Source organism: Sphaerospermopsis torques-reginae ITEP-024, assembly GCF_019598945.1.
Taxonomy (GTDB): domain Bacteria; phylum Cyanobacteriota; class Cyanobacteriia; order Cyanobacteriales; family Nostocaceae; genus Sphaerospermopsis.
The window spans coordinates 4,513,136-4,532,639 of the sequence record NZ_CP080598.1 but is presented as its reverse complement, the minus strand read 5'-3'; the positions used below and the strand labels follow the sequence as shown (position 1 = coordinate 4,532,639).

Annotated in this window: 23 protein-coding genes and 1 pseudogene; 12 read left to right on the top strand and 12 right to left on the bottom strand. The window is 37.1% G+C overall.

Annotated features, from left to right (window positions below; all coding sequences use genetic code 11):
* Positions 1-155 precede the first annotated feature (155 nt).
* The 11 genes from K2F26_RS21060 (at position 156) to K2F26_RS21015 (ending at position 13,102) form a co-directional block, all read left to right on the top strand.
* On the top strand, positions 156-1,340 hold the full coding sequence (locus K2F26_RS21060) for a GMC oxidoreductase (RefSeq protein WP_246605441.1): 1,185 nt from the start codon (positions 156-158) through the stop codon (positions 1,338-1,340).
* 83 nt (positions 1,341-1,423) lie between these two features.
* Positions 1,424-2,536: a ferritin-like domain-containing protein gene (locus K2F26_RS21055; protein WP_220609348.1), complete on the top strand. Its 1,113-nt coding sequence runs from the start codon at positions 1,424-1,426 to the stop codon at positions 2,534-2,536.
* A gap of 49 nt (positions 2,537-2,585) precedes the next feature.
* Positions 2,586-3,068 (top strand): hypothetical protein, encoded by a 483-nt coding sequence (locus tag K2F26_RS21050; protein WP_220609347.1) that lies wholly within the window; start codon positions 2,586-2,588, stop codon positions 3,066-3,068.
* 38 nt (positions 3,069-3,106) lie between these two features.
* Positions 3,107-3,652 (top strand): pentapeptide repeat-containing protein, encoded by a 546-nt coding sequence (locus K2F26_RS21045; RefSeq protein WP_246605440.1) that lies wholly within the window; start codon positions 3,107-3,109, stop codon positions 3,650-3,652.
* On the top strand, positions 3,541-3,783 hold the full coding sequence (locus K2F26_RS24980; protein ID WP_367890347.1) for a pentapeptide repeat-containing protein: 243 nt from the start codon (positions 3,541-3,543) through the stop codon (positions 3,781-3,783). Before K2F26_RS21045 ends, K2F26_RS24980 begins: the two co-directional genes overlap by 112 nt.
* Positions 3,784-3,935: 152 nt before the next feature.
* Positions 3,936-5,045, top strand: a complete 1,110-nt coding sequence (iolE, locus tag K2F26_RS21040; RefSeq protein ID WP_220609346.1) for a myo-inosose-2 dehydratase — start codon at positions 3,936-3,938, stop codon at positions 5,043-5,045.
* 224 nt (positions 5,046-5,269) lie between these two features.
* Complete coding sequence (locus tag K2F26_RS21035) at positions 5,270-5,662, top strand: YybH family protein (RefSeq protein ID WP_220609345.1); 393 nt, start codon at positions 5,270-5,272, stop codon at positions 5,660-5,662.
* A 63-nt stretch (positions 5,663-5,725) separates the two neighbouring features.
* The gene (locus K2F26_RS21030) at positions 5,726-6,727 is read left to right on the top strand and encodes a sugar phosphate isomerase/epimerase family protein (RefSeq protein ID WP_220609344.1); all 1,002 of its coding nucleotides are present in this window, start codon (positions 5,726-5,728) and stop codon (positions 6,725-6,727) included.
* 59 nt (positions 6,728-6,786) lie between these two features.
* Entirely contained in the window at positions 6,787-8,742 is a 1,956-nt protein-coding gene (locus K2F26_RS21025; protein WP_220609343.1) for a galactose oxidase early set domain-containing protein, read from the top strand.
* Positions 8,743-8,769: 27 nt separating this feature from the next.
* Positions 8,770-10,209 carry a Dyp-type peroxidase gene (locus K2F26_RS21020; RefSeq protein ID WP_220609342.1) on the top strand — a complete coding sequence of 480 codons (1,440 nt, stop codon included), beginning with the start codon at positions 8,770-8,772 and terminating at the stop codon, positions 10,207-10,209.
* A gap of 91 nt (positions 10,210-10,300) precedes the next feature.
* Positions 10,301-13,102: an MGH1-like glycoside hydrolase domain-containing protein gene (locus K2F26_RS21015; protein WP_220609341.1), complete on the top strand. Its 2,802-nt coding sequence runs from the start codon at positions 10,301-10,303 to the stop codon at positions 13,100-13,102.
* Positions 13,103-13,431: 329 nt separating this feature from the next.
* Here the strand turns inward: K2F26_RS21015 and K2F26_RS21010 are convergent, their stop codons facing one another.
* The gene (locus tag K2F26_RS21010) at positions 13,432-14,103 is read right to left on the bottom strand and encodes a class I SAM-dependent methyltransferase (RefSeq protein ID WP_220609340.1); all 672 of its coding nucleotides are present in this window, start codon (positions 14,101-14,103) and stop codon (positions 13,432-13,434) included.
* 148 nt (positions 14,104-14,251) lie between these two features.
* Here K2F26_RS21010 and K2F26_RS21005 point away from each other — a divergent pair, with 148 nt between their 5' ends.
* Positions 14,252-14,857, top strand: coding sequence for a hypothetical protein (locus K2F26_RS21005; RefSeq protein WP_220609339.1), 606 nt, complete (start codon positions 14,252-14,254; stop codon positions 14,855-14,857).
* 22 nt (positions 14,858-14,879) lie between these two features.
* Here K2F26_RS21005 and K2F26_RS21000 read toward each other — a convergent pair whose 3' ends face one another.
* The 11 genes and pseudogenes from K2F26_RS21000 to K2F26_RS20950 form a co-directional block, all read right to left on the bottom strand.
* Positions 14,880-15,107, bottom strand: coding sequence for a type II toxin-antitoxin system HicB family antitoxin (locus K2F26_RS21000; RefSeq protein WP_220609338.1), 228 nt, complete (start codon positions 15,105-15,107; stop codon positions 14,880-14,882).
* Positions 15,108-15,109: 2 nt separating this feature from the next.
* Positions 15,110-15,325 carry a type II toxin-antitoxin system HicA family toxin gene (locus K2F26_RS20995; RefSeq protein ID WP_127053912.1) on the bottom strand — a complete coding sequence of 72 codons (216 nt, stop codon included), beginning with the start codon at positions 15,323-15,325 and terminating at the stop codon, positions 15,110-15,112.
* A gap of 39 nt (positions 15,326-15,364) precedes the next feature.
* Positions 15,365-15,565: a type II toxin-antitoxin system HicB family antitoxin gene (locus tag K2F26_RS20990; RefSeq protein ID WP_220609337.1), complete on the bottom strand. Its 201-nt coding sequence runs from the start codon at positions 15,563-15,565 to the stop codon at positions 15,365-15,367.
* The gene (locus tag K2F26_RS20985; protein ID WP_220609336.1) at positions 15,565-15,822 is read right to left on the bottom strand and encodes a type II toxin-antitoxin system ParD family antitoxin; all 258 of its coding nucleotides are present in this window, start codon (positions 15,820-15,822) and stop codon (positions 15,565-15,567) included. Before K2F26_RS20985 ends, K2F26_RS20990 begins: the two co-directional genes overlap by 1 nt.
* A 194-nt stretch (positions 15,823-16,016) precedes the next feature.
* Entirely contained in the window at positions 16,017-17,345 is a 1,329-nt protein-coding gene (locus K2F26_RS20980) for a type ISP restriction/modification enzyme (protein WP_220609335.1), read from the bottom strand.
* A 26-nt stretch (positions 17,346-17,371) separates the two neighbouring features.
* On the bottom strand, positions 17,372-17,542 hold the full coding sequence (locus K2F26_RS20975; RefSeq protein WP_220609334.1) for a type II toxin-antitoxin system HicB family antitoxin: 171 nt from the start codon (positions 17,540-17,542) through the stop codon (positions 17,372-17,374).
* A 41-nt stretch (positions 17,543-17,583) separates the two neighbouring features.
* Entirely contained in the window at positions 17,584-17,865 is a 282-nt protein-coding gene (locus K2F26_RS20970) for a type II toxin-antitoxin system RelE family toxin (RefSeq protein WP_220609333.1), read from the bottom strand.
* A complete protein-coding gene (locus K2F26_RS20965) occupies positions 17,846-18,070 on the bottom strand; it encodes a hypothetical protein (RefSeq protein ID WP_220609332.1) in 225 nt (74 codons plus the stop codon). The genes K2F26_RS20970 and K2F26_RS20965 overlap by 20 nt, the downstream gene beginning before the upstream one ends.
* 57 nt (positions 18,071-18,127) lie before the next feature.
* Complete coding sequence (locus tag K2F26_RS20960; RefSeq protein ID WP_246605439.1) at positions 18,128-18,247, bottom strand: DUF433 domain-containing protein; 120 nt, start codon at positions 18,245-18,247, stop codon at positions 18,128-18,130.
* Positions 18,248-18,251: 4 nt separating this feature from the next.
* Positions 18,252-18,722: a hypothetical protein gene (locus K2F26_RS20955; protein WP_220609330.1), complete on the bottom strand. Its 471-nt coding sequence runs from the start codon at positions 18,720-18,722 to the stop codon at positions 18,252-18,254.
* A 295-nt stretch (positions 18,723-19,017) separates the two neighbouring features.
* Positions 19,018-19,452, bottom strand: a pseudogene (locus K2F26_RS20950) (AAA family ATPase); the annotation flags it as partial.
* Positions 19,453-19,504: the final 52 nt, after the last annotated feature.

Here is a 19,504-nt window from a genome sequence, read left to right as displayed (position 1 = left end):
AATTAAATATTGTTATTGCAATAGCTTTTAAACACCTTCTAAAGCTCAACTTTGTGTGTCCATAATTTTGTTTTACATTGATACGTAATTGTTCAAACCATAAGTTTTAATTTACCGTCAATGTAGTTTGTTTATGCTACTTTTTGAAGTGCGGAATGTGGGATAGTATTCCCAATCCCAAATATAACGAGTACGGACATAAATCAAATAATCGCTTTGTCCCCGATGGAGTTGCCACAGTTAAACCTATAGAATACGGGGAACGCTGCCAAGGTAACGCTAATTGTGTACCCATTTGTCCAGTACAAGCAAAGTATGATGCACGCAAAACCTTAAATACCATTGCTTTTCCGGATCGAGTACATTTACTTGCCCAAGCTGTAGCCTATAAAGTAGAAATTGATCCTGAAAACGGTCGTGTAACCGCCATACATTACAAGCACTATCAAGATCCCAACTCTCCTAGCCATACCCTTGGCACGGCTAAAGGTACTTTATTTGTTCTAGCCGCCCATGCAGTGGAAAATGCCAAGCTGATGTTAGCCTCTGATCTACACAGCACCAGTGGACTGATGGGACGCAACCTAATGGATCATCCTTTTCTCTTAGCTTGGGCTTTGATGCCAGAAGTGACTGGAACAATGCGCGGACCCTTAGTAACATCAGGAATAGGAACTTTCCGTAAAGGTAAGTTTCGTCACAACCAATGCACATTTGCAATGGATATCCATAATGATGGTTGGGGATGGTCAGGAACGGGTGCTGCTGACATAGTGAGAGAGGCTGTAGAAAAAGGCAATATGTATGGTGCTGAACTACGTAAAGAACTAATCAGCAAGATATCACGGCAATTACTATTAGCCTTCATGTGCGAATTACCCGCCGATTATAATAACCGCATTACCATTGATCCCCGATATAAAGATCAACTGGGTAATTATCGTCCCATCATTCACTTTGATGTTCCTGATTATTGCAAGAAAACCTTTGCTTACGCCCGCAACCTCTCCAAAATTATTTTCAATCGTTTAGGTGCGGAAGATCATACCCACTACGATAAAAGCGATCCAGCTTATTTTGAGTATGAGGGTGAAGGCTATTGGTTTAGAGGCGGAAATCACTTTTCCGGCACTCATGTCATGGGAACGAATAAACATAACTCTGTTGTTGATAAATATATGCGTTCCTGGGATCACCAAAATCTTTACCTAGTTGGATCAGGAAGTATGCCCTCCATTGGTACTTCCAATACTACATTGAGTATCGCTGCTCTCACTTTCATGGCTACTGAGGAAATGCTAAAAGACTTAGCTTCTGCAACTAAACCAGCCTATGTCTAGGGTGGAAAATAACAAGGCGCACTGAATTAGACAACTCTGGAAAACTATACAACTTTTGAAAATATTGTCCGCAGAGGTATTTCATGATTGACACTTTAGAGTTGATTACAACGGTTGAAGACCTGCATTACTATCTCATTCAGGGCTTGATGATAGAACACGCAACTCTTCCCCCTTATCTGACTGCCCTTTACTCCCTCAAACCAGGATCAAACCTGGAGGCCTTTCAGTTTATTCGTACTGTGGCTGTGGAGGAAATGCTACATCTGACTCTAGTAGCCAATGTCTTTAATGCAGTGGGAGGAGATATTCAAGGAGTTTTAACCAATCCTGATTTTATTCCCACATACCCAACTTACTTACCCACCAGAGAAGAAGACTTTGAAGTTAGTATCAGTAAGTTTTCCAGAGAAACAGTAGAGACATTTTGCAAGATTGAACGTTCTCATCATGTAGATGACAATAAAGCTTTAGTAGAGTCTCGCACCAGACAAACAAGAAGACACAACTTTTTAAAACTTGCTGGTAAGAAAGATAATCTGAGTTACGAAACAATTGGATTATTCTATACAGAAGTAATTCGGGGATTAAAGGCACTGGATAAGCAGTATAAGAGTGAAGGAAAGAATCTCTTCATTGGCGATCCCAAAAAGCAAATTACCCCTGAATATTACTATGATGGTGCGGGAGATATCGTCAAAGTGACGGATCTGGATTCTGCGATCAAGGCATTGTATATTATTCAAACCCAAGGTGAAGGGTCTGGAACTAAAACAATCTATGATTCAGAGAAAGAACTTTCTCATTACTATCGTTTTCAGCAACTACTCAACGGTCGCTACTATGTGATAGATAAAGAAGATCCCACCAAATCAGATCAGCCAAATCATCCCACTGGTGAAACCTTTACTGTAGATTGGGACGCGGTTTATCCTGTGATGGAGAATTTGACTCTGAGTAAACTCAGAAATTATTGTGACGCAGATTCAGAATTATATGCTCACGCCTTAGAGTTTCAACAGGCTTACAGCAGATTTTTAGCAGAGATTGAATATTCTTTCAATGGTCATCCTGAACAGCTACTTCCGGCTGTGGGTAGTATGTTCCGACTCAAAGAATTAGCTAATAGTCTCATTCGTAACCCCATTCCTGGACTAAATGGTGTGAATGCAGGTCCGGTTTATAAGTTTGAGTAATTCAGTTTGAGTAATTCAGTTTGAGTAAAAAGGTAAATAACAAGTGAGCATGAAAACACCTGAATTTGTAGGGTATTTCCTGGGTTTATCGGCAGAATTAACAGGATTTTCTCGGTTTGATCTAGAAGGTACTGGACAGGCTGATCTGTACTTTGACACTGTTCTGAATACGATTGGTGAGCAGATATTCAAGGAATTGCTAGAAACCTTTCATCAGTTGGATAAGAGTGCCAAAAAGAAACATAATCCGACAATTTTGTCTGAGGGATTACGCGAGGAAATTCTCAGTTCTGCCACACTCGGACCAGTTGCTCGCAACATCATCAAGTTGTGGTATACGGCAACCTGGGATAAACTCCCCAAATCTTTAGAGTCCTGGTATGGGATTAACCAACAAAATAGCCCTTTTATTCCCAGTCCCCAATCTTATGCTGAAGGACTGGTATGGAAAGCAGTTGGGGTTAATCCTCCTGGAGCGAAAGCACCTGGTTATGGTACATGGAGTGAACCTCCTTCAGTGAGTTTGAGTTAATTAGGGTTTGCTGGAAAAGAATTTTATGGAGATACAACATGAATATTAAAGTTTGGTTTCGTGGACTTTCTGCTTTTGTCCTGACAGTTTTTCTGAGTTTGACGCTGTTTAGTTTACCAGCTAATGCCTTTGTTGCTAGTAGTCCCAGTGTTGCTCTGAAACATTTACTGGAGACAAACGAATGTAATGGCTGTGATCTATCAGGAGTGGATTTATCCAACAAAGATTTATATGGTAGCGCTCTCCTTAAAGCCAATCTCACAGGGGCTAATTTGTCGAATACTTTGCTAAATGAAGCCAAGCTAGATGAAGCAAATCTCACAGGAGCTAATTTATCGGGTGCGAGTCTTTTAGGGATTAGGTTAAATGCAGCTAACTTGACTAAAGCCAATTTGACTAAAGCCCTATTGACTAATGCAGAGATGAACGGCGCAATCTTTTCTGGTGCAACTTTCACAGGGGCAAATGTAGAATATGCATTAATGAAGCAAATTTTTCTAATGCGATCGCCAAAGAAGCAAATTTCAACAACGCATATTTATCTAGCTCTAATTTATCGAATGCTGATTTCTCTGATGCTGTGATGAGAAATGTCAGATTATCAGGAGCTACTTTAACAAATACTAACTTCACTGATGCTGATTTATTTCGTGCCAGAATGCCTAATGATACCGTATATAACGGAAGTGTAGCTCAGTTTGGGGCAGTTCAATAGGCTGATATTTAATAAATTCTCTCTGGTATAGCAATCCTATTTAGGGTTTGAACCAATAGGGTTGCTAAGTAAGTCGGCGGGGTCAAATTAAACACAAATGGGTAACTCCTAAATAAATCAACTTGTTGAAAATAAAACATCGAGTAATTCTCATGACAGAAAGATCCAATTTTTTTCATAGGATTAAATTCCTGGGGCAACAAATTAGTCGTTTATTAATTTCTTTGTTGGTTGTGATTCTCATAGGAATCACTAACATAGTTCCTGCTTATGCCCAAGTAAAAACTAGCTCTCCCAACGGTGCAACTGCTTCTGTTGCCAAAAACCCCATTTTCAAACCTGAAAAAGTTCGTTTAGGTATTACCCCTACAGGTTGGAGTAACAGTGATGATCTGACTATGGATCTCAATCCTGCCATTTCTTATAAACAGATTATCAGTGAAATTGCCCTAGCAGGATTTCAAGGACTTCAAGGCGCTCCTAAATTTCCCAAAGACATCGCTACATTAAAAAAAGACCTCAAGGTGCGGGGTTTAACAATTTCTGAACCTTGGGTGGGAACTTATTTTACTATCGGCGCGAAAGAAGATAGCCAAAAAATCTTTGAAGATCAGATGGCGTTCATGCAAAATTTTGATAGTAAAGTGATTGTGGTGGCTGAACTTGGAGGAGCAGTCCATCAACAACCAATTGAACCTTTAAATAATCGTCCTCAGTTTACTGATGAACAATGGCAACAGTTGATTGATGGGTTAAATTCTTTGGGAGATCAAGCCTTTGCTAATGGGATGATCTTGTGTTACCATCCCCACGTTGGCACTGGAGTAGAAGTCCGCGCAGATATTGATCGTCTCATGGCAGGAACAAAGGATCATCATGTCAATTTACTCCTAGATACTGGCCATCTTTACTATTCAGGTGTGAGCCAAAGTGAAATTTTGGATCTGATTAATACCTATGGTAGTCGGATTAAGCACGTTCACTTGAAAAACATTCGTCAAAATATCTTAGATCAAGCCAAACAAAAACAACTGAGCTTTTTAAGTGCAATTCGTTCTGGAGTCTTTACAGTTCCTGGAGATAAAAATGGAGTCATTGACTTTGACAGCATTTTAAATAAATTAGCTGCTGTTAAGTATGAAGGTTGGTTAATGGTGGAAGCAGAACAAGATCCCAGCAATACCAATATTAAGCCCTTGCGTGAACCTTTAGAATACGCGCTTTTGGCCAGGGGTTATTTGCGTAAAGTGACTGGGTTGTAATTTTTGATTTACTAACTCCGGTTGGTAGTTGTAATTATCAACCTTTTTTATCCCCCGCAAGCTCTCTGAAAAAGGGGGATTTAGTAAAGGAATCAACCTGATTATTTGTCAATAGCAACTGATGTTTATAAAAAGCACTGTTGTTTAATTCAACCTAAAAATTAAGACACAAATTAAGACACAAATTAAGACACAAATCAATCCAAATTCTGAGGATTTTAGATATGTATTCTCAAGATAAAGAAGAAATCAGACGAGTATTTGAAGAAACCTATGCCGAAAATGTGAGAACTAGAAATCTTGATGGTTATGCTGATATGTATACAGAAGATGCCCTTTGGATGGCACCGGATGTAGATGATCGCTGTGGTATAGCAGATATTGTAGAAGGATTTGCCCAAAGCATTGATAAAAAAGATATTCATCCAATTTTCACTGCTGAGGAAATTGAAGTCATGGGTGATTTTGGTTATGTAATTGGTATATCTCATGCAACTATTCATCCTCATAATGGTAGTGCTGAAAATAAAGTCATATTTCGGGCTTTGTGGTTAATGAAAAAAGAGTCCGGAATTTGGAAAATTGATCGTCAAATTTGGAACAAAAAACCCTCATAATTTTCGCGGCTATTGTCAGGCTAAGAAAAACTTCTCATCACAGAATTATTGGAACATCATCAAATGAACAAACCAGCATATTCTCCTGATATTTACCTGAGTTTTTTCATGTTTACTACAGATTTAAAACCCGATAATTTAGAATATCGGAAAACTGTAGTAGGGCATATCAAAGAACTGAAAAAATTTGGTTATACTGGATTTGAATTTCCCATTGGTACGAGCAATCCTGAAAATTATGCTCAAGATGTAGAAAATTATCGAAATTTACGTCAATATCTGGATAGCGAAGGTTTAGCAGATATTAAAATATCCACCAATGTAGGAGCAACTCAAACGTTTGATCCTAGTTCTTCCTCTGCAAAACAAAGAGAAGCAGCCCTAGAATATCTGAAATCTAGAGTTGATGTTACGGCAGCTTTAGGGGGTGAAATTATGATGGGTCCCATTGTCATTCCCTATGGTGTTTTTCCTACAACAGACTGTAATGATGGTATTTGGAGCGATCAACTACAGGATCATTTAGCTATACGTTATCAAAATGCCCAACCTATTCTCAATGAATTGGGTAAATATGCTGAAAGAAAAAATGTGAAATTGGCCATTGAACCTATTACCCATTGGGAAACACCAGGACCGAATAAATTATCTCAATTAATTGACTTTCTCAAAGGTGTGGAAAGTAAACAAGTGGGGGTAGTAATTGATAGCGCCCATGAAATCTTAGATGGAGATGGTCCAGAAAAATTTGCAGAACAAGTTAACTATTTAGCTCAACAAAAACGTTTACATTACATTCAAGTTTCACCTCCTGATCGCGGCGCTCTCCATACCTGTTGGCTACCCTGGCAAACTTTTCTTAAACCTGTTTTACCAGTGTACACTGGACCAATTGCTGTGGAAGTTTTCAATGCTATCCCTGCTTTTGCCAGTTCTTTGCGCCTGTCTCGACGCAAGTTTTGGATACCAGGGGAAGATCAACCTAATTGTTATCCCAGTGCTTACGATATTGCAGATAAGGCTATTCAAGTTACTAAAAAGGAGATTCAAAAAGCTCTCAAGTAGGCTAATTTTCTGAGGGATATGACTATTTAAACGAGAAATTATGACTGAGAAATTTGATCATGAAGATAGTTAAGGTATTCCCCAACAGCATCAATATTTTCACGGTGTTTCTGGTGTTTTTCTTGTCCTTATGTCTAACATTTTTAGGCTGGGATTTAGCGATCGCTAGTCCCAAAATAGGATCTAAAGAAATCATGGGATCATGGACAACCATACCCATGCCACCTACACAGGATCGGATGCAGTCTGTCCATACCATTGTGCTACCAAATGGCAAAGTTTTAATGATCAATGGTAGTAGTTTTCGGAGTACCCTCATTGAAGAAAATGGAAAATATCAGTTTAAGGAAGGGGTAGATCCAAAAAATTACAATGCCATCAACAATACAGGTTTACTTGATCCAAAAACGGGAAAATTTGAACGTATTCCTTCACCTCCAGCTTTACAAAATGGCACAACTAATGATCTCTTTTGTCTGGGTCATGTACAGTTAGCCGATGGTAATGTTCTATTTATTGGGGGAACAGGACGTTATTATCCCGGAGGAGCTTTTACTGGTACTAAACAGATTAATCTGTATAAATGGCAAACAGGAGAATGGAAGGCTATTGGAGAAACAAAAGATGGACGTTGGTATCCCAGTTTAATTCCTCTGGCTAGTGGCAAAGTGGTCATTTTTTCGGGTTTAAAATGGGATAAACCTAACCAAATTAACCCCAGCATTGAAATTTATGATCCCAAAACCGAGAAACTCCAATATTTCGACCCCAGACTAATTGAAAACAGTCCCTTCAACACTAAAGTAGAAGGTGAAAATGTTTACGATAGTATTGATCTTTATCCCCGTGTTTTTCCCTTAAAAGATGGTAGATTACTGATTACTGGAGATGAAGCCGGTATTGCTGGGGTTACTGTTCCCCATTTCAGTAAAAAAAGCTATTTAATGAGTGTTAAAGAAGGGGATAATGGCAATCTCTCCATTAGTTTTGAGGTTGGTCCAGATCGCTTAGAAACTAATAAAGCCTACGGCACCGGTTTACAAGTCCCTAATTCGGAAGATGTCATTTTATTGGGTGGCATTATTGGGACAAACAGTATTAATTTTGGACGGGGTGGTAGTACAGCAGGATTTCCCAAAGAGGTCAGGGTATCCAGCAGTTTACAACATTGGATTGCACCGGAAAAAGTTGGTAACAAGATTGGTAAATGGGAAATATTTGATAATTTCTTGGATAAACCCAGAGCTAACCTCCAAGCTGTCATTTTACCGACTAAAGAAATTTTAGTGATTAATGGTGGTCAATATCCCGAATATCTGCCAGTTTACGAACCTTTACTGATGACTCCAGATGAAAAGGCCACCGCCGGGTATAGAACCAAGTCCTTAAACCCTGGTAAATTTCCCAGACTTTACCATAATGGTGCTGTTTTATTACCGGATGCCCGTGTATTAGTTGTGGGGGGAAATGCTAACCGAGCCGCAGTCACAAAAGACGGTACAGTTCGTGTGGATGTTCTCGGTGATCCGCAAACATTTTTTACCTTTGCCAAGCTACACAATGAATCAGGTCAACCTGAAGAATTTGATGTTGACACCTTTTACAAAGATCCGCAACATTATTACGCCGCAGGAGATTCTCAGCCCTTTGTGCCGGCGGAAATTTGGCAAGGAGAAATTTTCAGTCCTCCCTATCTCTTTAGATCAGGTAAGCGCCCTCAAATCAATCAAGCTCCTGAAGTTCTGGAATATGGAAAAACAGGAACAATTAAGGTCAAAAATGGTACTCAAAACCCATCATTGGTACTTGTGAAGTTGGGGGCTGTTACCCATTCCTTTGATTATGGACAACGGTTAGTAGAGTTAGCCACTAAAGTATCTGATGATACTTCATTGGTGGAATTTACCGCACCTGACAACGCCAATCTTTATCCTCCTGGATACTACATGATGTTTTATCTCAATGATGTCGGTAAACCTGCCAAAGCCAAAATTGTCAGACTTCAAGCTGCATAAAAAAAGTCATCAAAAAGGTGGAAATTTGTGGCATTAACAGAAGAAGACTTAAAAAATGTTCCCGAAACCGGCATTGATCCAGAAAATCCTGGCAAGTATCAAGGACTCTTAGAAGACTTGCAAGGAAACATTTTAAAAGGACATGGACGAGATTACAGCGTACATCTGTTTTTAGAATGGAAAGCGGACAAAGTTACCGAAGCTAAAAACTGGATACAAACTTTTGCTAAATGTTATGTAACATCAGCTAAACAACAAGCAGATGAGGCTTTACGCTACCGACAAGAAGGCATTCCGGGAAAGGTTTTTGCTAACTTTTTACTAACTCGTTATGGTTATGAGGCTTTAGGATTTAAACCTTTTCAAGTGCCGAAAGATCAGCCTTTTACTATGGGGATGAAAAATGAGCAAATCAGACAAGATTTTTTAAAAGATCCGGAGGTGAAAGACTGGGAAGCAGGATTTCAAAAAGATATTCATGCTTTACTATTAATTGCTGATGATAACTTGATTAATTTGTTGCAAACTGTCAATCAAATTTGTCAGAGTCTACGCCAAGTTGCAGTAATTCTACACCGAGAAGATGGTTTTATTCTCAGAAATAAAGCCGGACAGGTGATTGAACATTTTGGTTTTGTTGATGGGGTAAGTCAGCCATTATTTATCAAACGAGATATTGTCAGAGCGCGAACCAATGATGGTAATTTCAGTCAATGGGACCCAAGAGCTTCTTTAGATATTATTCTCGTGAAAGATTATAATGGGAAAACTGAGGATAGTTATGGTAGCTATTTAGTTTACCGAAAACTTGAACAAAATGTGAAAGCATTTCATGAGGATCAACAGAAACTTGCGGAAACTTTAAACATCAAAAATGATTTAGCAGGGGCTTTAGTGATGGGTCGTTTTGCTGATGGTACTCCTGTTACTAAATCAGATATTCCCACCTATGCTGTAACTCCAACTAATAACTTTAATTATGATGAGGATACGGCAGCTACAAAATGTCCATTTCAAGCCCATATTCGTAAAACAAACCCCCGTGGTGATACAGGACGGGTTGAATCTGCTCCTGATTTTGATGAAGCTTTACGCATAGAAAGAGATCATCGCATTGCCCGTCGTGCAGTCAGTTATGGAGAACATGATCCCACTGCCAAACCGACAGAAGGATCAGGATTATTATTTCTTTGTTTCCAGGCAGATATTGAAAATCAATTCAATTTTATGCAGTCGAGATGGGCAAATCCTGACCGTTTTGTTGATGTTGGTGTAGGACTTGATCCAGTAATTGGTCAACCAGGAAAACCAAAAGGTGATCCGAAAAATGTTGTATCCAAATGGCCAACAAAATGGGGTGAGTGTGAAACTAAGGAGTATCATTTTGAGTTATGGGTGAAAATGAAAGGAGGAGAGTATTTTTTCGCTCCTAGTATTAGTTTTCTCACCAGTTTAGCTGAAAGATAGCTGAGAGATAGCTGAGAGATAGCTGAGATATTTATCTAGCTAATTCAGACTTTTTTTTACCAACATTTCATTTATTAAATCTGAAAAAACCATGATTAACATTCAAGATACTGCCGAAAGAAAAAGATTAGTTGAAGATAGCAACCGGGAGCAACATTGGAAAAAGTGGGGTCCTTATTTAAGCGATCGCCAATGGGGAACTGTACGGGAAGATTATAGTCCTGATGGCAACGCTTGGGACTACTTTTCCCATGATCAAGCTCGTTCCCGTGCCTATCGTTGGGGAGAGGATGGGATTATGGGAATTTCTGATAATCATCAACGTCTTTGTTTTGCGATCGCCCTGTGGAATGGTAAAGATCCTATCCTCAAAGAAAGGTTATTTGGATTAACCAATAGTGAAGGAAATCACGGGGAAGATGTCAAAGAGTATTATTTTTATTTGGATAGTACCCCCACTCACTCTTACATGAAGGGACTATACAAATATCCTCATAATGCCTTTCCCTATGAACAATTAATCAAAGAAAATGGCCGCCGCAAAAGAGAAGATTCTCGCGCCTTTGAATTTGAATTAATGGATACAGGAATATTCGATGATGACCGTTATTTTGATGTGTTTGTCGAATATGCCAAAAATACTCCCGAAGATATCTTAATTCAAATTACGGTTGTTAATAGAGGTCCTGAAGCTAAAGACTTACATCTAGCACCGACCCTTTGGTTTCGTAATACTTGGTCTTGGGGAAAAACAGAAGAACCTAAACCTTCTCTCAAAGGTGTTAATTCTACTGGGAATTTTCAGGTAGTTAAAGCTGAATTTACTGACCTGAAATCATCCCAACCAGAAGTTAAGAAATGGCTGTATTGTGAAACCCCCAAGGCCATGCTATACACAGAAAATGAAACCAATAAAAAAAGGTTTGGATGGGGAGAAAATAGCTCTTGCGTCAAAGATGGCATTAACGATTATATTGTTAATGGTCAAACTGCTGCGGTAAATCATCAACAAGGAACAAAAGTTTCACCTTACTATCAATTAAATCTTGCTCCTGGGGAAACTCAAGTAGTACGATTGCGCCTGAGTGATATTGATGATTTAACCACACCTTTTGGTAGTGAATTTGCATCAGTATTTGCACAACGCAAAAATGAAGCTGATCAATTCTATCAAGCAGTTACTCCCTATCAAGAATTATCACCGGAAATGCGTAATGTCCAAAGACAAGCCTTTGCAGGGATGTTATGGAGTAAGCAATTTTTCCACTATGTTGTACAGGATTGGATCAATGGTGATCCCGGCGCACCACCACCACCACAACGCAAAAATTCAGGGCGAAATAGTGAATGGACTCATTTATTTAATGAAGATATCATTTCCATGCCCGATAAATGGGAATATCCTTGGTTTGCTGCTTGGGATTTAGCATTTCATACTATTCCTCTCGCCTTAATTGATCCAGATTTTGCTAAAAAGCAATTATATCTCTTCACCAGAGAATGGTTTATGCACCCCAATGGCCAAATACCAGCTTATGAGTGGAACTTTAGCGACGTAAATCCTCCAGTTCATGCTTGGGCAGCTTGGCGGGTTTATAAAATCGAAGAGAAAATGTATGGCAATGCAGATCAAGAATTTCTCGAACAACTATTTCAGAAATTATCTCTCTACTTTACTTGGTGGATTAACCGCAAGGATGTAGATGGAAATAATTTGTTTGGCGGCGGTTTCCTGGGGCTAGATAATATTGGGGTTTTTGATCGCAGTAATTTGAAAATTTCTGGAGCTAGTATTGAACAAGCCGATGGTACAAGTTGGATGGGAATGTTCTGTCTTAACTTGTTGAAAATGGCGACGGAGTTAGCCAAAATTCATAGAAATTCCAAAGTTTATGATGATATGGCTTCTAAATACTTCCAGCACTTTTTATTGATTGCTGAAGCTCTGAACAAACTAGGAGGAGCAGAAGTCAATATTTGGGATGATAGTGAATATCAAGAAGGCGGTGGCTTTTTCTATGACATTCTCAAAGTTCCTGCTAATGCAATCGAGGGAGGAAATAATCCTTTTTCTTTCTCGATGAAAGTCCGTTCTATGGTAGGGCTTATTCCTCTATTTGCAGTGGAAATGATTGATCAGGAAACCCTAGATAAATATTTGTCTTCTGACTTTAGAAAAAGGGCTGACTGGTTTCTCAAAAATCGTCCAGATTTAACTGACAATATTTACATAGATAAGACATCTAGTAATTTAATGGAAGGTGGTTTAGCCTTATCTTTAGTCAGTCCTGAAAGGCTGAAATTAATTCTCAAGCGAATGCTCGATGAAGCTGAATTTTTAGGAGATTATGGCATTCGGGCTTTATCTAAATCTCATCAACCACCTAATCCTTATGTCTTGCCTTTTGCTATCAGAATGGAAGATGGTAGTTACCAAAGACCTTTAGTAGAATATGAACCTGGAGAATCAAGATTTGGTTTATTTGGTGGTAATTCTAATTGGCGTGGTCCGATTTGGATGCCTGTGAATTTTTTAATTATTGAATCACTCCAAAAATTCCACCGTTATTTAGGAGATGATTTTAAAGTAGAATATCCCACTGGTTCAGGAAAAATGATGAATCTTTGGGAAGTGTCTACAGCAATTTCTCAAAGATTGATCAATATCTTCTTACCAAAATCGGAAGGTAGCAGTGCGCGACCTGTGTATGGAGGATCTGGAAAGTTTCAAGAAGACCCAAATTGGAATCAATACATTCTTTTCTATGAATATTTTCATGGAGATAATGGTGCGGGTATTGGCGCTAGTCATCAAACAGGTTGGACTGGAGTAGTTGCAAAACTAATTCAACAATATGGAAGTTATACTGCTCAAGGAAAAAGCCCTGAATAGGTAGCAAATAGAGTTACTTAAAAATGGGGTAGAGGTTTTTAAACTTCTGCCCCTATTTAGGGTTTTGCTGAAAAAATGTAAGTAAGTATTCAGCTATCAGTAATCAGTAATCAGCTATTCTCTAGAGAGTTTTAGTGAATAATAAGAATGCTTTTAAATCCAAAAATGATCAAGCTGTAAAGTTAGAAGCTGATAAACATTGATAGATATATAGGACTCCTATTTGATTTATGAACGGATTTTTTAAAACGAACCGATCCAGACGCAGAGGTGGAAAAAATAGGTGTTCATATTTTATTGAGGATTGCTATATGGCGACTAAGGTTTGTTTATTTTTTAAGATTTTTAAAAGTTACTCTGAATCTTCTCAATGAAGATGATATTTCTTGATCTAAATAATCTTCAAAATTGACTAATGATAATCCTGCATCTACAAATCTCATCAGGTCATTTTTAGTTAATGGATAAGGAACTTTATCTAGTTGATCTTCTGGATTTCTACGTCTGCAAATAATTAATAATGTTCCTTGAACAGATAGAAAATTCGCTATTATATCAATAGCTTGGTTACTTACTGCTGTGGGTAATGATTGCAAAGTATAGGATTCTAAAATAAAATCAAAATTTTGATTCCATTCACTAGGAGGATTTAATAAATCAGCAACTAGATAATTAACTGAAGAATTAGGAAATCTCTGTTTACACCATTTTATGGCTGAGGGGGAAATATCAAAAGCTGTGACATTAAAACCACGTTTTGATAATTCTTCTGCGTCATCTCCTAAACCACAACCAATTACTAATGCTCTTTTTTCTTGACCGTGAATTTTATGATCATCTAGCCATTGTACTAGGTTATGATTAGGTTTCATATCTGCCCAAGGAATCAGTTTTTCATCGTTATTTGCTTGGGAGTAAAGCACTTCAAACCATGCTGTTGGTTTACCTGCTTCGATGTATTGTTGAGCTAGGTTTTGAACTGTGGAGCGATTTTCAGTCATAATAGATCAATAAATGTGGTAATTGTAATTTTGTTTTCATAGTATTTTATACTATATTTTATATCTTAGGAGGATTATTAATTTTTTAAAAAAATTATTGTATAATTATATAAAATAGCAATTTTAAAGAATCAAGTTTTATAGATTTATGTCTTATAGTCAATTTACATCTATAGGTAAGGTAAAAGAAGCTTTTGGTTTAAAAACTCAGGAAGGTGGGCGGTTTATTCCTGAAGTTGCCAAAATTGAACCATCTACGACGTTAACAGCATATTTAGCAGAAAGTTTACCCCTTGCTGCTTCTGCTAGTGAAAAAGCGCGTTCTGAAGGGATTATTTATCCAGTTTTGTTAGAAGTGAGAAGAATTTTAAATCGGCAAATTAGTTTATTTTCGGGAGAAGATTTTACAGTTGATGAGTCTGTAGGACTGAATGGAATATGTGATTTTCTATTAAGTAGTTCTCCTGAAGTGTTGGAAATTGAAGCACCTGTAATTGTGATTGTAGAAGCCAAAAAAGCAGATTTAAGAACTGGGTTTGGACAGTGTATTGCAGAGATGGTAGCCGCACAGAGATTTAATATTGCTAAAAATAATCCCCTTAGTGTTATTTATGGTGCAATTAGTAGCGGTACACAATGGCGATTTTTAAAGTTAGAGGGTGATACTGTGACTATTGATTTGTCTGATTATCCTTTACCTCCTGTAGATGAAATTTTGGGGATGTTGGTTTGGATGGTGGAAAATGGTGGATAACTAAAGAATGAAAAGTTGAAAATTAATGACCAATTATCATAGAAGAACCTACCATTAAAGGACGTGGAAGTTGTCTTCCTTGTAACTGATATTCTTCAATCAAAAGTTCTAATACTTCTTCTCCATTTTTTAGAGCTTCTGCATAAGTTTCTCCATGAGTATGGGCATAAGGACCGAACTCTGGAAAACTGACTACATATTTTTGATCTTCATCTGACCACTGAATTAATATACTGTAATGATGATTCATAATTACTCTTCCTCGTTATCTAAATTTTCTAAGTCTCTGAGGGCATTTCTTACATCACGTTCTTGATAATGATCTGCGTCTGCTCCGTCTTTCCCTGATAATATCAAACTATAGGATAAACTGGGATGACTCCAAACTGTATGACTTCCTTTACCTGGTCTGTAAGTAAAGCCAGCCTTTAATAGTTTAGCTTTTAGTTCTCGAATTTTTTTAGGCACAAAGAACAAAACCCCTGTATGTTACATTAAAGATGAGAATTATTTCACCCAGTACATTTCTGAATTTTTAATTTTATCAGCAATTACTCGCAAAACTGATGCTTGTACATTAGATATTGCTTGTTGTTGAGTTGAACCATAAGCTAAAACACCAGGAATTTCTAAAATTTCTGCTATCCAACGTCCATCTTCTTCTTGTTCAATTTCAATAGTTAAGTGATTAGATATTGAGTTCTGCATTATATTAACTCCACAGAATTTAACTTTTCTCGTAATTGTTGAAAAACTAATTCACCTTCAATTACTTCACCTTGACGAACTTGTTTTGTTCCTTCAGCAATTTTTCGTCTTAATTCACTAAGTTGCTTTTCTTTTTCATCATGTTGTTCTAAAAGTTGAAAAGCTGCGGATAATAACTCATCAACATTTTTATACTTACCTACTTGTAATTTTTCAAGAATGTATTTTTCTTGATCTGGCTTAATTGTAATTTGCATTTTTATCTCCTTATCTTGGAACTGATAATACTCAAAAATATATATTCTATGTTAATTGTAGCATAAAATTACTTACTTTGATCCAGTAAATGCGTTAGCGTAGCTGACGGAAGGTATCGCACATTCACAAACCACAACACCCAAAAAGCGATTGCACCGACAACCCACACACCATAAATGCGATAATGTTAATATCAGTCTTTCGGTAAACCTAAATCTGGTAAATTATTAACTATTTCCACTGTTTCTAAACTCACAGTAATTACCTGTTTAATTAACCTGACAATATATTCTTCATCTTCCAAACGATTGGGATCATTTGTGATTTCGCTACGGTAATCTGTAGTAACTTGATATTGGTTGATAATCCAATCTAAGGCGGAACGGTTGCCTAAACGATATTCAAATACTGCTGGTGGTATTCCTGTTAATGTGAGAAATTCGTTATATTTGATTTGGGTTTTATCTTGAGAAAGGCGCATTTTTTCTACTCGCCAATCAATGGGTAAATCTTTATTTTCCAGATGTTTAAGGGGATATTCTGGTTGTTGTTCGTAGTTAATATGAATTTCTGCTAGTCTTTTTCCTGCTATGACAAAAGGATAAAATTCGGGCGCGAAAGGAATACGGGGAAGTTCTCTTTTTAGGTTCGCAGCGTAACGTTCCCGGTAGTGGGGATGATGCAGCACTGCATAGATATAATAGAAGATATCCCATTTAGTGATTGTGGTATCTTGGTAATGGGTTTGATATTGTTTTAATGCCCAATCTGTGATATTTTCTTGGCGGTTTGTTCCGTCTTCATCGTAAGTGTAGAATGGGAAACATTGAGAACCACCTTGAGGTAATAAATCAGGAATATGATTTACACAAAGAGCAAACATAGGAACTTCTGTTCCTACTTTGAGCCAAATTACCTGATTTTCTTGTTCAGTTTCAGAAGTTGGAAATATTAAGGGAAATTGCCCACGACGATCATTTAATATTTTATCAAAATATAAATATTGATGACAAAAAGGACGATAAATATAATTACGAATCTGATCATAACTATATTTATTTAATATACCTCTTTTAAGATAATTTTTAAGGGTACTACTCCAGTTAATTTTAGTTTCATCATAAATAATAATATCATCAATATTTGTGCAGGAATGATCTCGATTTTTCCATTTCATTACCTGCTCATTGTAAATTTCAATCGTTTTTATTATATTAGATTCTAATATTTTAGTATCATGATTAATAACCCAAGAATTTCGACTGGTATTAACACCTAAACTAAATAGTTTAAATACTACTTCTTGATTTTGATTAACAGCAGCTTTAGCATTTTGATTACCAATTGCTATAAAACTATCAAAATCATCTTCTAAACCTTGAGTTAACCAATTATTATTTTTATCTGGTTTAATTTCTTGCCATTCAACATCATACCAGTTAAGGTTTTCTAAATATTTTAACTTTTCTTCCTTTGTCCAAAATTCATCCATTCGCGCATAGTAGATTTTTGCTTTTTTCATAAATCCTCTGGTTGTAATCCTGTTTTTTACTTATCAGCAATTACTCGTAAAGCTAAAGCTTGCACATTAGATATTGCTTGTTGTTGAGTTGAACCATAAACTAAAACACCAGGTATTTCTAAAATTTCTGCTATCCAACGTCCATCATCTTCTTGTTCTATTTCAATAGTGAAGTGATGAGGAAATGATTTTTTCATTTTTACCCTTGTTCCATAGGAATTAATTTTTGTTGATATTTTCAAGTTTTATAAATATCACCTCTAAAGCCTATATCATAAATTTGTAGTTGATCTTGTTCTATATCAACTGTAAAAATAATCCTAATTTTACCTACCCGCATTCTTAAAAACCCTTGCCATTCTCCTTCTAATGTTTTTATATCAAGTTCTCCAGATGGTACTAAACCAGATTCTTCAACTGAGTTTAACAGTTGCAATATCTTATTACGTACCCTCTCCGTATCTTTATCTGAAAGTTTTTTGAGAAATTTCAGCGCATTTTTACTGAAGTTTAGTTCCATTTCGCACCCAATCCGTCATATTGATAAATTCATCCTGATCATAATCTGAAGGTGATCCAAATTGTTCTTGAATTTCCTGCATTTCCCTGTCACTAACACGAGGTATCAAAGCTAAACAAAGAGCAAGTCTTTCTTTCTTTAATACTTCTAGCATTGTTTCTCTTACAGTTTCTTGAATCAGAGTTTTAAGTTCTTGTGTTTCCATGAGTATCATCCTTGAGAATATAATTATTATACCATTTTTCATTATCAATTATAAATTTCATGCGCTTAATAAGGGTAATTCTCTTTCTCTTAATGCTTGTGCTGCATAATGTAAAGCTTCCTGAAGATCCTCTATTTCTAAGTCAGGATATGCTGCTAAAATTTCCTGATCTCTCATTCCTTCAGCAAACATAGCAACAACGGTAGCAATATTCAAAAAGTTGTCGCAATACATCTACTAAGTTTTGGGGTTTGGTAATATCTTCATCCATTACTAATTTACCATCTTGGTAAAGAATTGCCCTTTCTGGTTGTTGAAAAATAATGTTATCTTTAGGATAATCAACCGCTATTTTTTTCTGAACTTCTTTTTTTAAATTGTCCTTACTATCTTTCGCTTCCCAATAAGCACGGGGTAAATTAAAATCATCAACTAAAGCACCATCAACCCTTAAAGGTTTTCTTTTTGATCTGGTAATAGCATACTCCTGTACCAGAGTCCATTTAAACTGCTGACAGCAAAACTCAAGCAACTTTTGAAAAGCAACTTTTACCGCAGTTTCATGAACCACACCCAATCTTTTAAAATTTTCTAATTCTTCGTAATATTGCTTAATAGGTTTGTGAGTTGGTTTGAGATTAAGACTAGACATATAATTAAAAGTAACGTAATAATAGCATATTATACAGAATAATTTTGATATTATAACTTTGCTCGCAAATGTATAAAAACTTAATATTTTTCCCTCTGCTTCCTCTGCGTGAGGTAACACATATATCAAAAATCCTGTATCCCCCTTGACACAAGGTAAAAAATAGGGTAAAACCAAACCATAAAACCCCAACCAAAACCCCATTTACCCAAAAAATCCCAGGGCAAAAATAGGGAACAAAAAAACAAAAATCATCAAACAATAGCACCAACAAAAACCCTAAACAACCCCCTTAACCTTCACGGATAGGCATAGCGAAACCACCACATACAACGTCACCTAATACGTCGTAGGAAACGAAGTCTAAATCTTGATAAGCACCGTTTTCTTCCAAGAAGTTAATAGCGGTGATAATACCACGACCTGCACAACCTACACCGGGTTCTGGACCACCAGATTCAACGCACTTAACACCACGGAAACCAGTCAACATTACTTCATGGAGTTCGAGGTCTTCTACAGCACCTCTTTCAGCAGCCAAGTGTAATACTGTAGTTTGAGCCTTAGAGTGAAGCATCAAACGAGTAGAGTCAGCTTTGGGGTCACAACCTACGATCAGAATGCGTTGACCCATTTCAGCCATAGCTGCGAGGGTGTTTTGAGAGGTGGTAGATTTACCGATACCGCCCTTGCCGTAGAATGCTATCTGTCTAATTTTTTCGTCGCTCATTGTTCCTAGTTCCTAGTATTAGTGGTTTACTGGTCTTTTGTTTGTTGGTTTC

What these genes read in the sequence shown, in the direction of transcription:
- iolE (WP_220609346.1), top strand. Translation starts at nt 3,936, where the DNA reads ATGACAGAAAGATCCAATTTTTTTCATAGGATTAAATTCCTGGGGCAA.
- K2F26_RS21060 (WP_246605441.1), top strand. Translation starts at nt 156, where the DNA reads ATGTGGGATAGTATTCCCAATCCCAAATATAACGAGTACGGACATAAA.
- K2F26_RS20955 (WP_220609330.1), bottom strand. Translation starts at nt 18,722, where the DNA reads ATGTCTAGTCTTAATCTCAAACCAACTCACAAACCTATTAAGCAATAT.
- K2F26_RS21045 (WP_246605440.1), top strand. Translation starts at nt 3,107, where the DNA reads ATGAATATTAAAGTTTGGTTTCGTGGACTTTCTGCTTTTGTCCTGACA.
- K2F26_RS21025 (WP_220609343.1), top strand. Translation starts at nt 6,787, where the DNA reads ATGAAGATAGTTAAGGTATTCCCCAACAGCATCAATATTTTCACGGTG.
- K2F26_RS21010 (WP_220609340.1), bottom strand. Translation starts at nt 14,103, where the DNA reads ATGACTGAAAATCGCTCCACAGTTCAAAACCTAGCTCAACAATACATC.
- K2F26_RS21035 (WP_220609345.1), top strand. Translation starts at nt 5,270, where the DNA reads ATGTATTCTCAAGATAAAGAAGAAATCAGACGAGTATTTGAAGAAACC.
- K2F26_RS21030 (WP_220609344.1), top strand. Translation starts at nt 5,726, where the DNA reads ATGAACAAACCAGCATATTCTCCTGATATTTACCTGAGTTTTTTCATG.
- K2F26_RS21015 (WP_220609341.1), top strand. Translation starts at nt 10,301, where the DNA reads ATGATTAACATTCAAGATACTGCCGAAAGAAAAAGATTAGTTGAAGAT.
- K2F26_RS20985 (WP_220609336.1), bottom strand. Translation starts at nt 15,822, where the DNA reads ATGCAAATTACAATTAAGCCAGATCAAGAAAAATACATTCTTGAAAAA.
- K2F26_RS21055 (WP_220609348.1), top strand. Translation starts at nt 1,424, where the DNA reads ATGATTGACACTTTAGAGTTGATTACAACGGTTGAAGACCTGCATTAC.
- K2F26_RS20970 (WP_220609333.1), bottom strand. Translation starts at nt 17,865, where the DNA reads ATGGAACTAAACTTCAGTAAAAATGCGCTGAAATTTCTCAAAAAACTT.
- K2F26_RS20960 (WP_246605439.1), bottom strand. Translation starts at nt 18,247, where the DNA reads ATGAGAGATCAGGAAATTTTAGCAGCATATCCTGACTTAGAAATAGAG.
- K2F26_RS20990 (WP_220609337.1), bottom strand. Translation starts at nt 15,565, where the DNA reads ATGCAGAACTCAATATCTAATCACTTAACTATTGAAATTGAACAAGAA.
- K2F26_RS20980 (WP_220609335.1), bottom strand. Translation starts at nt 17,345, where the DNA reads ATGAAAAAAGCAAAAATCTACTATGCGCGAATGGATGAATTTTGGACA.
- K2F26_RS21050 (WP_220609347.1), top strand. Translation starts at nt 2,586, where the DNA reads ATGAAAACACCTGAATTTGTAGGGTATTTCCTGGGTTTATCGGCAGAA.
- K2F26_RS21000 (WP_220609338.1), bottom strand. Translation starts at nt 15,107, where the DNA reads ATGAATCATCATTACAGTATATTAATTCAGTGGTCAGATGAAGATCAA.
- K2F26_RS21005 (WP_220609339.1), top strand. Translation starts at nt 14,252, where the DNA reads ATGTCTTATAGTCAATTTACATCTATAGGTAAGGTAAAAGAAGCTTTT.
- K2F26_RS20975 (WP_220609334.1), bottom strand. Translation starts at nt 17,542, where the DNA reads ATGAAAAAATCATTTCCTCATCACTTCACTATTGAAATAGAACAAGAA.
- K2F26_RS20965 (WP_220609332.1), bottom strand. Translation starts at nt 18,070, where the DNA reads ATGGAAACACAAGAACTTAAAACTCTGATTCAAGAAACTGTAAGAGAA.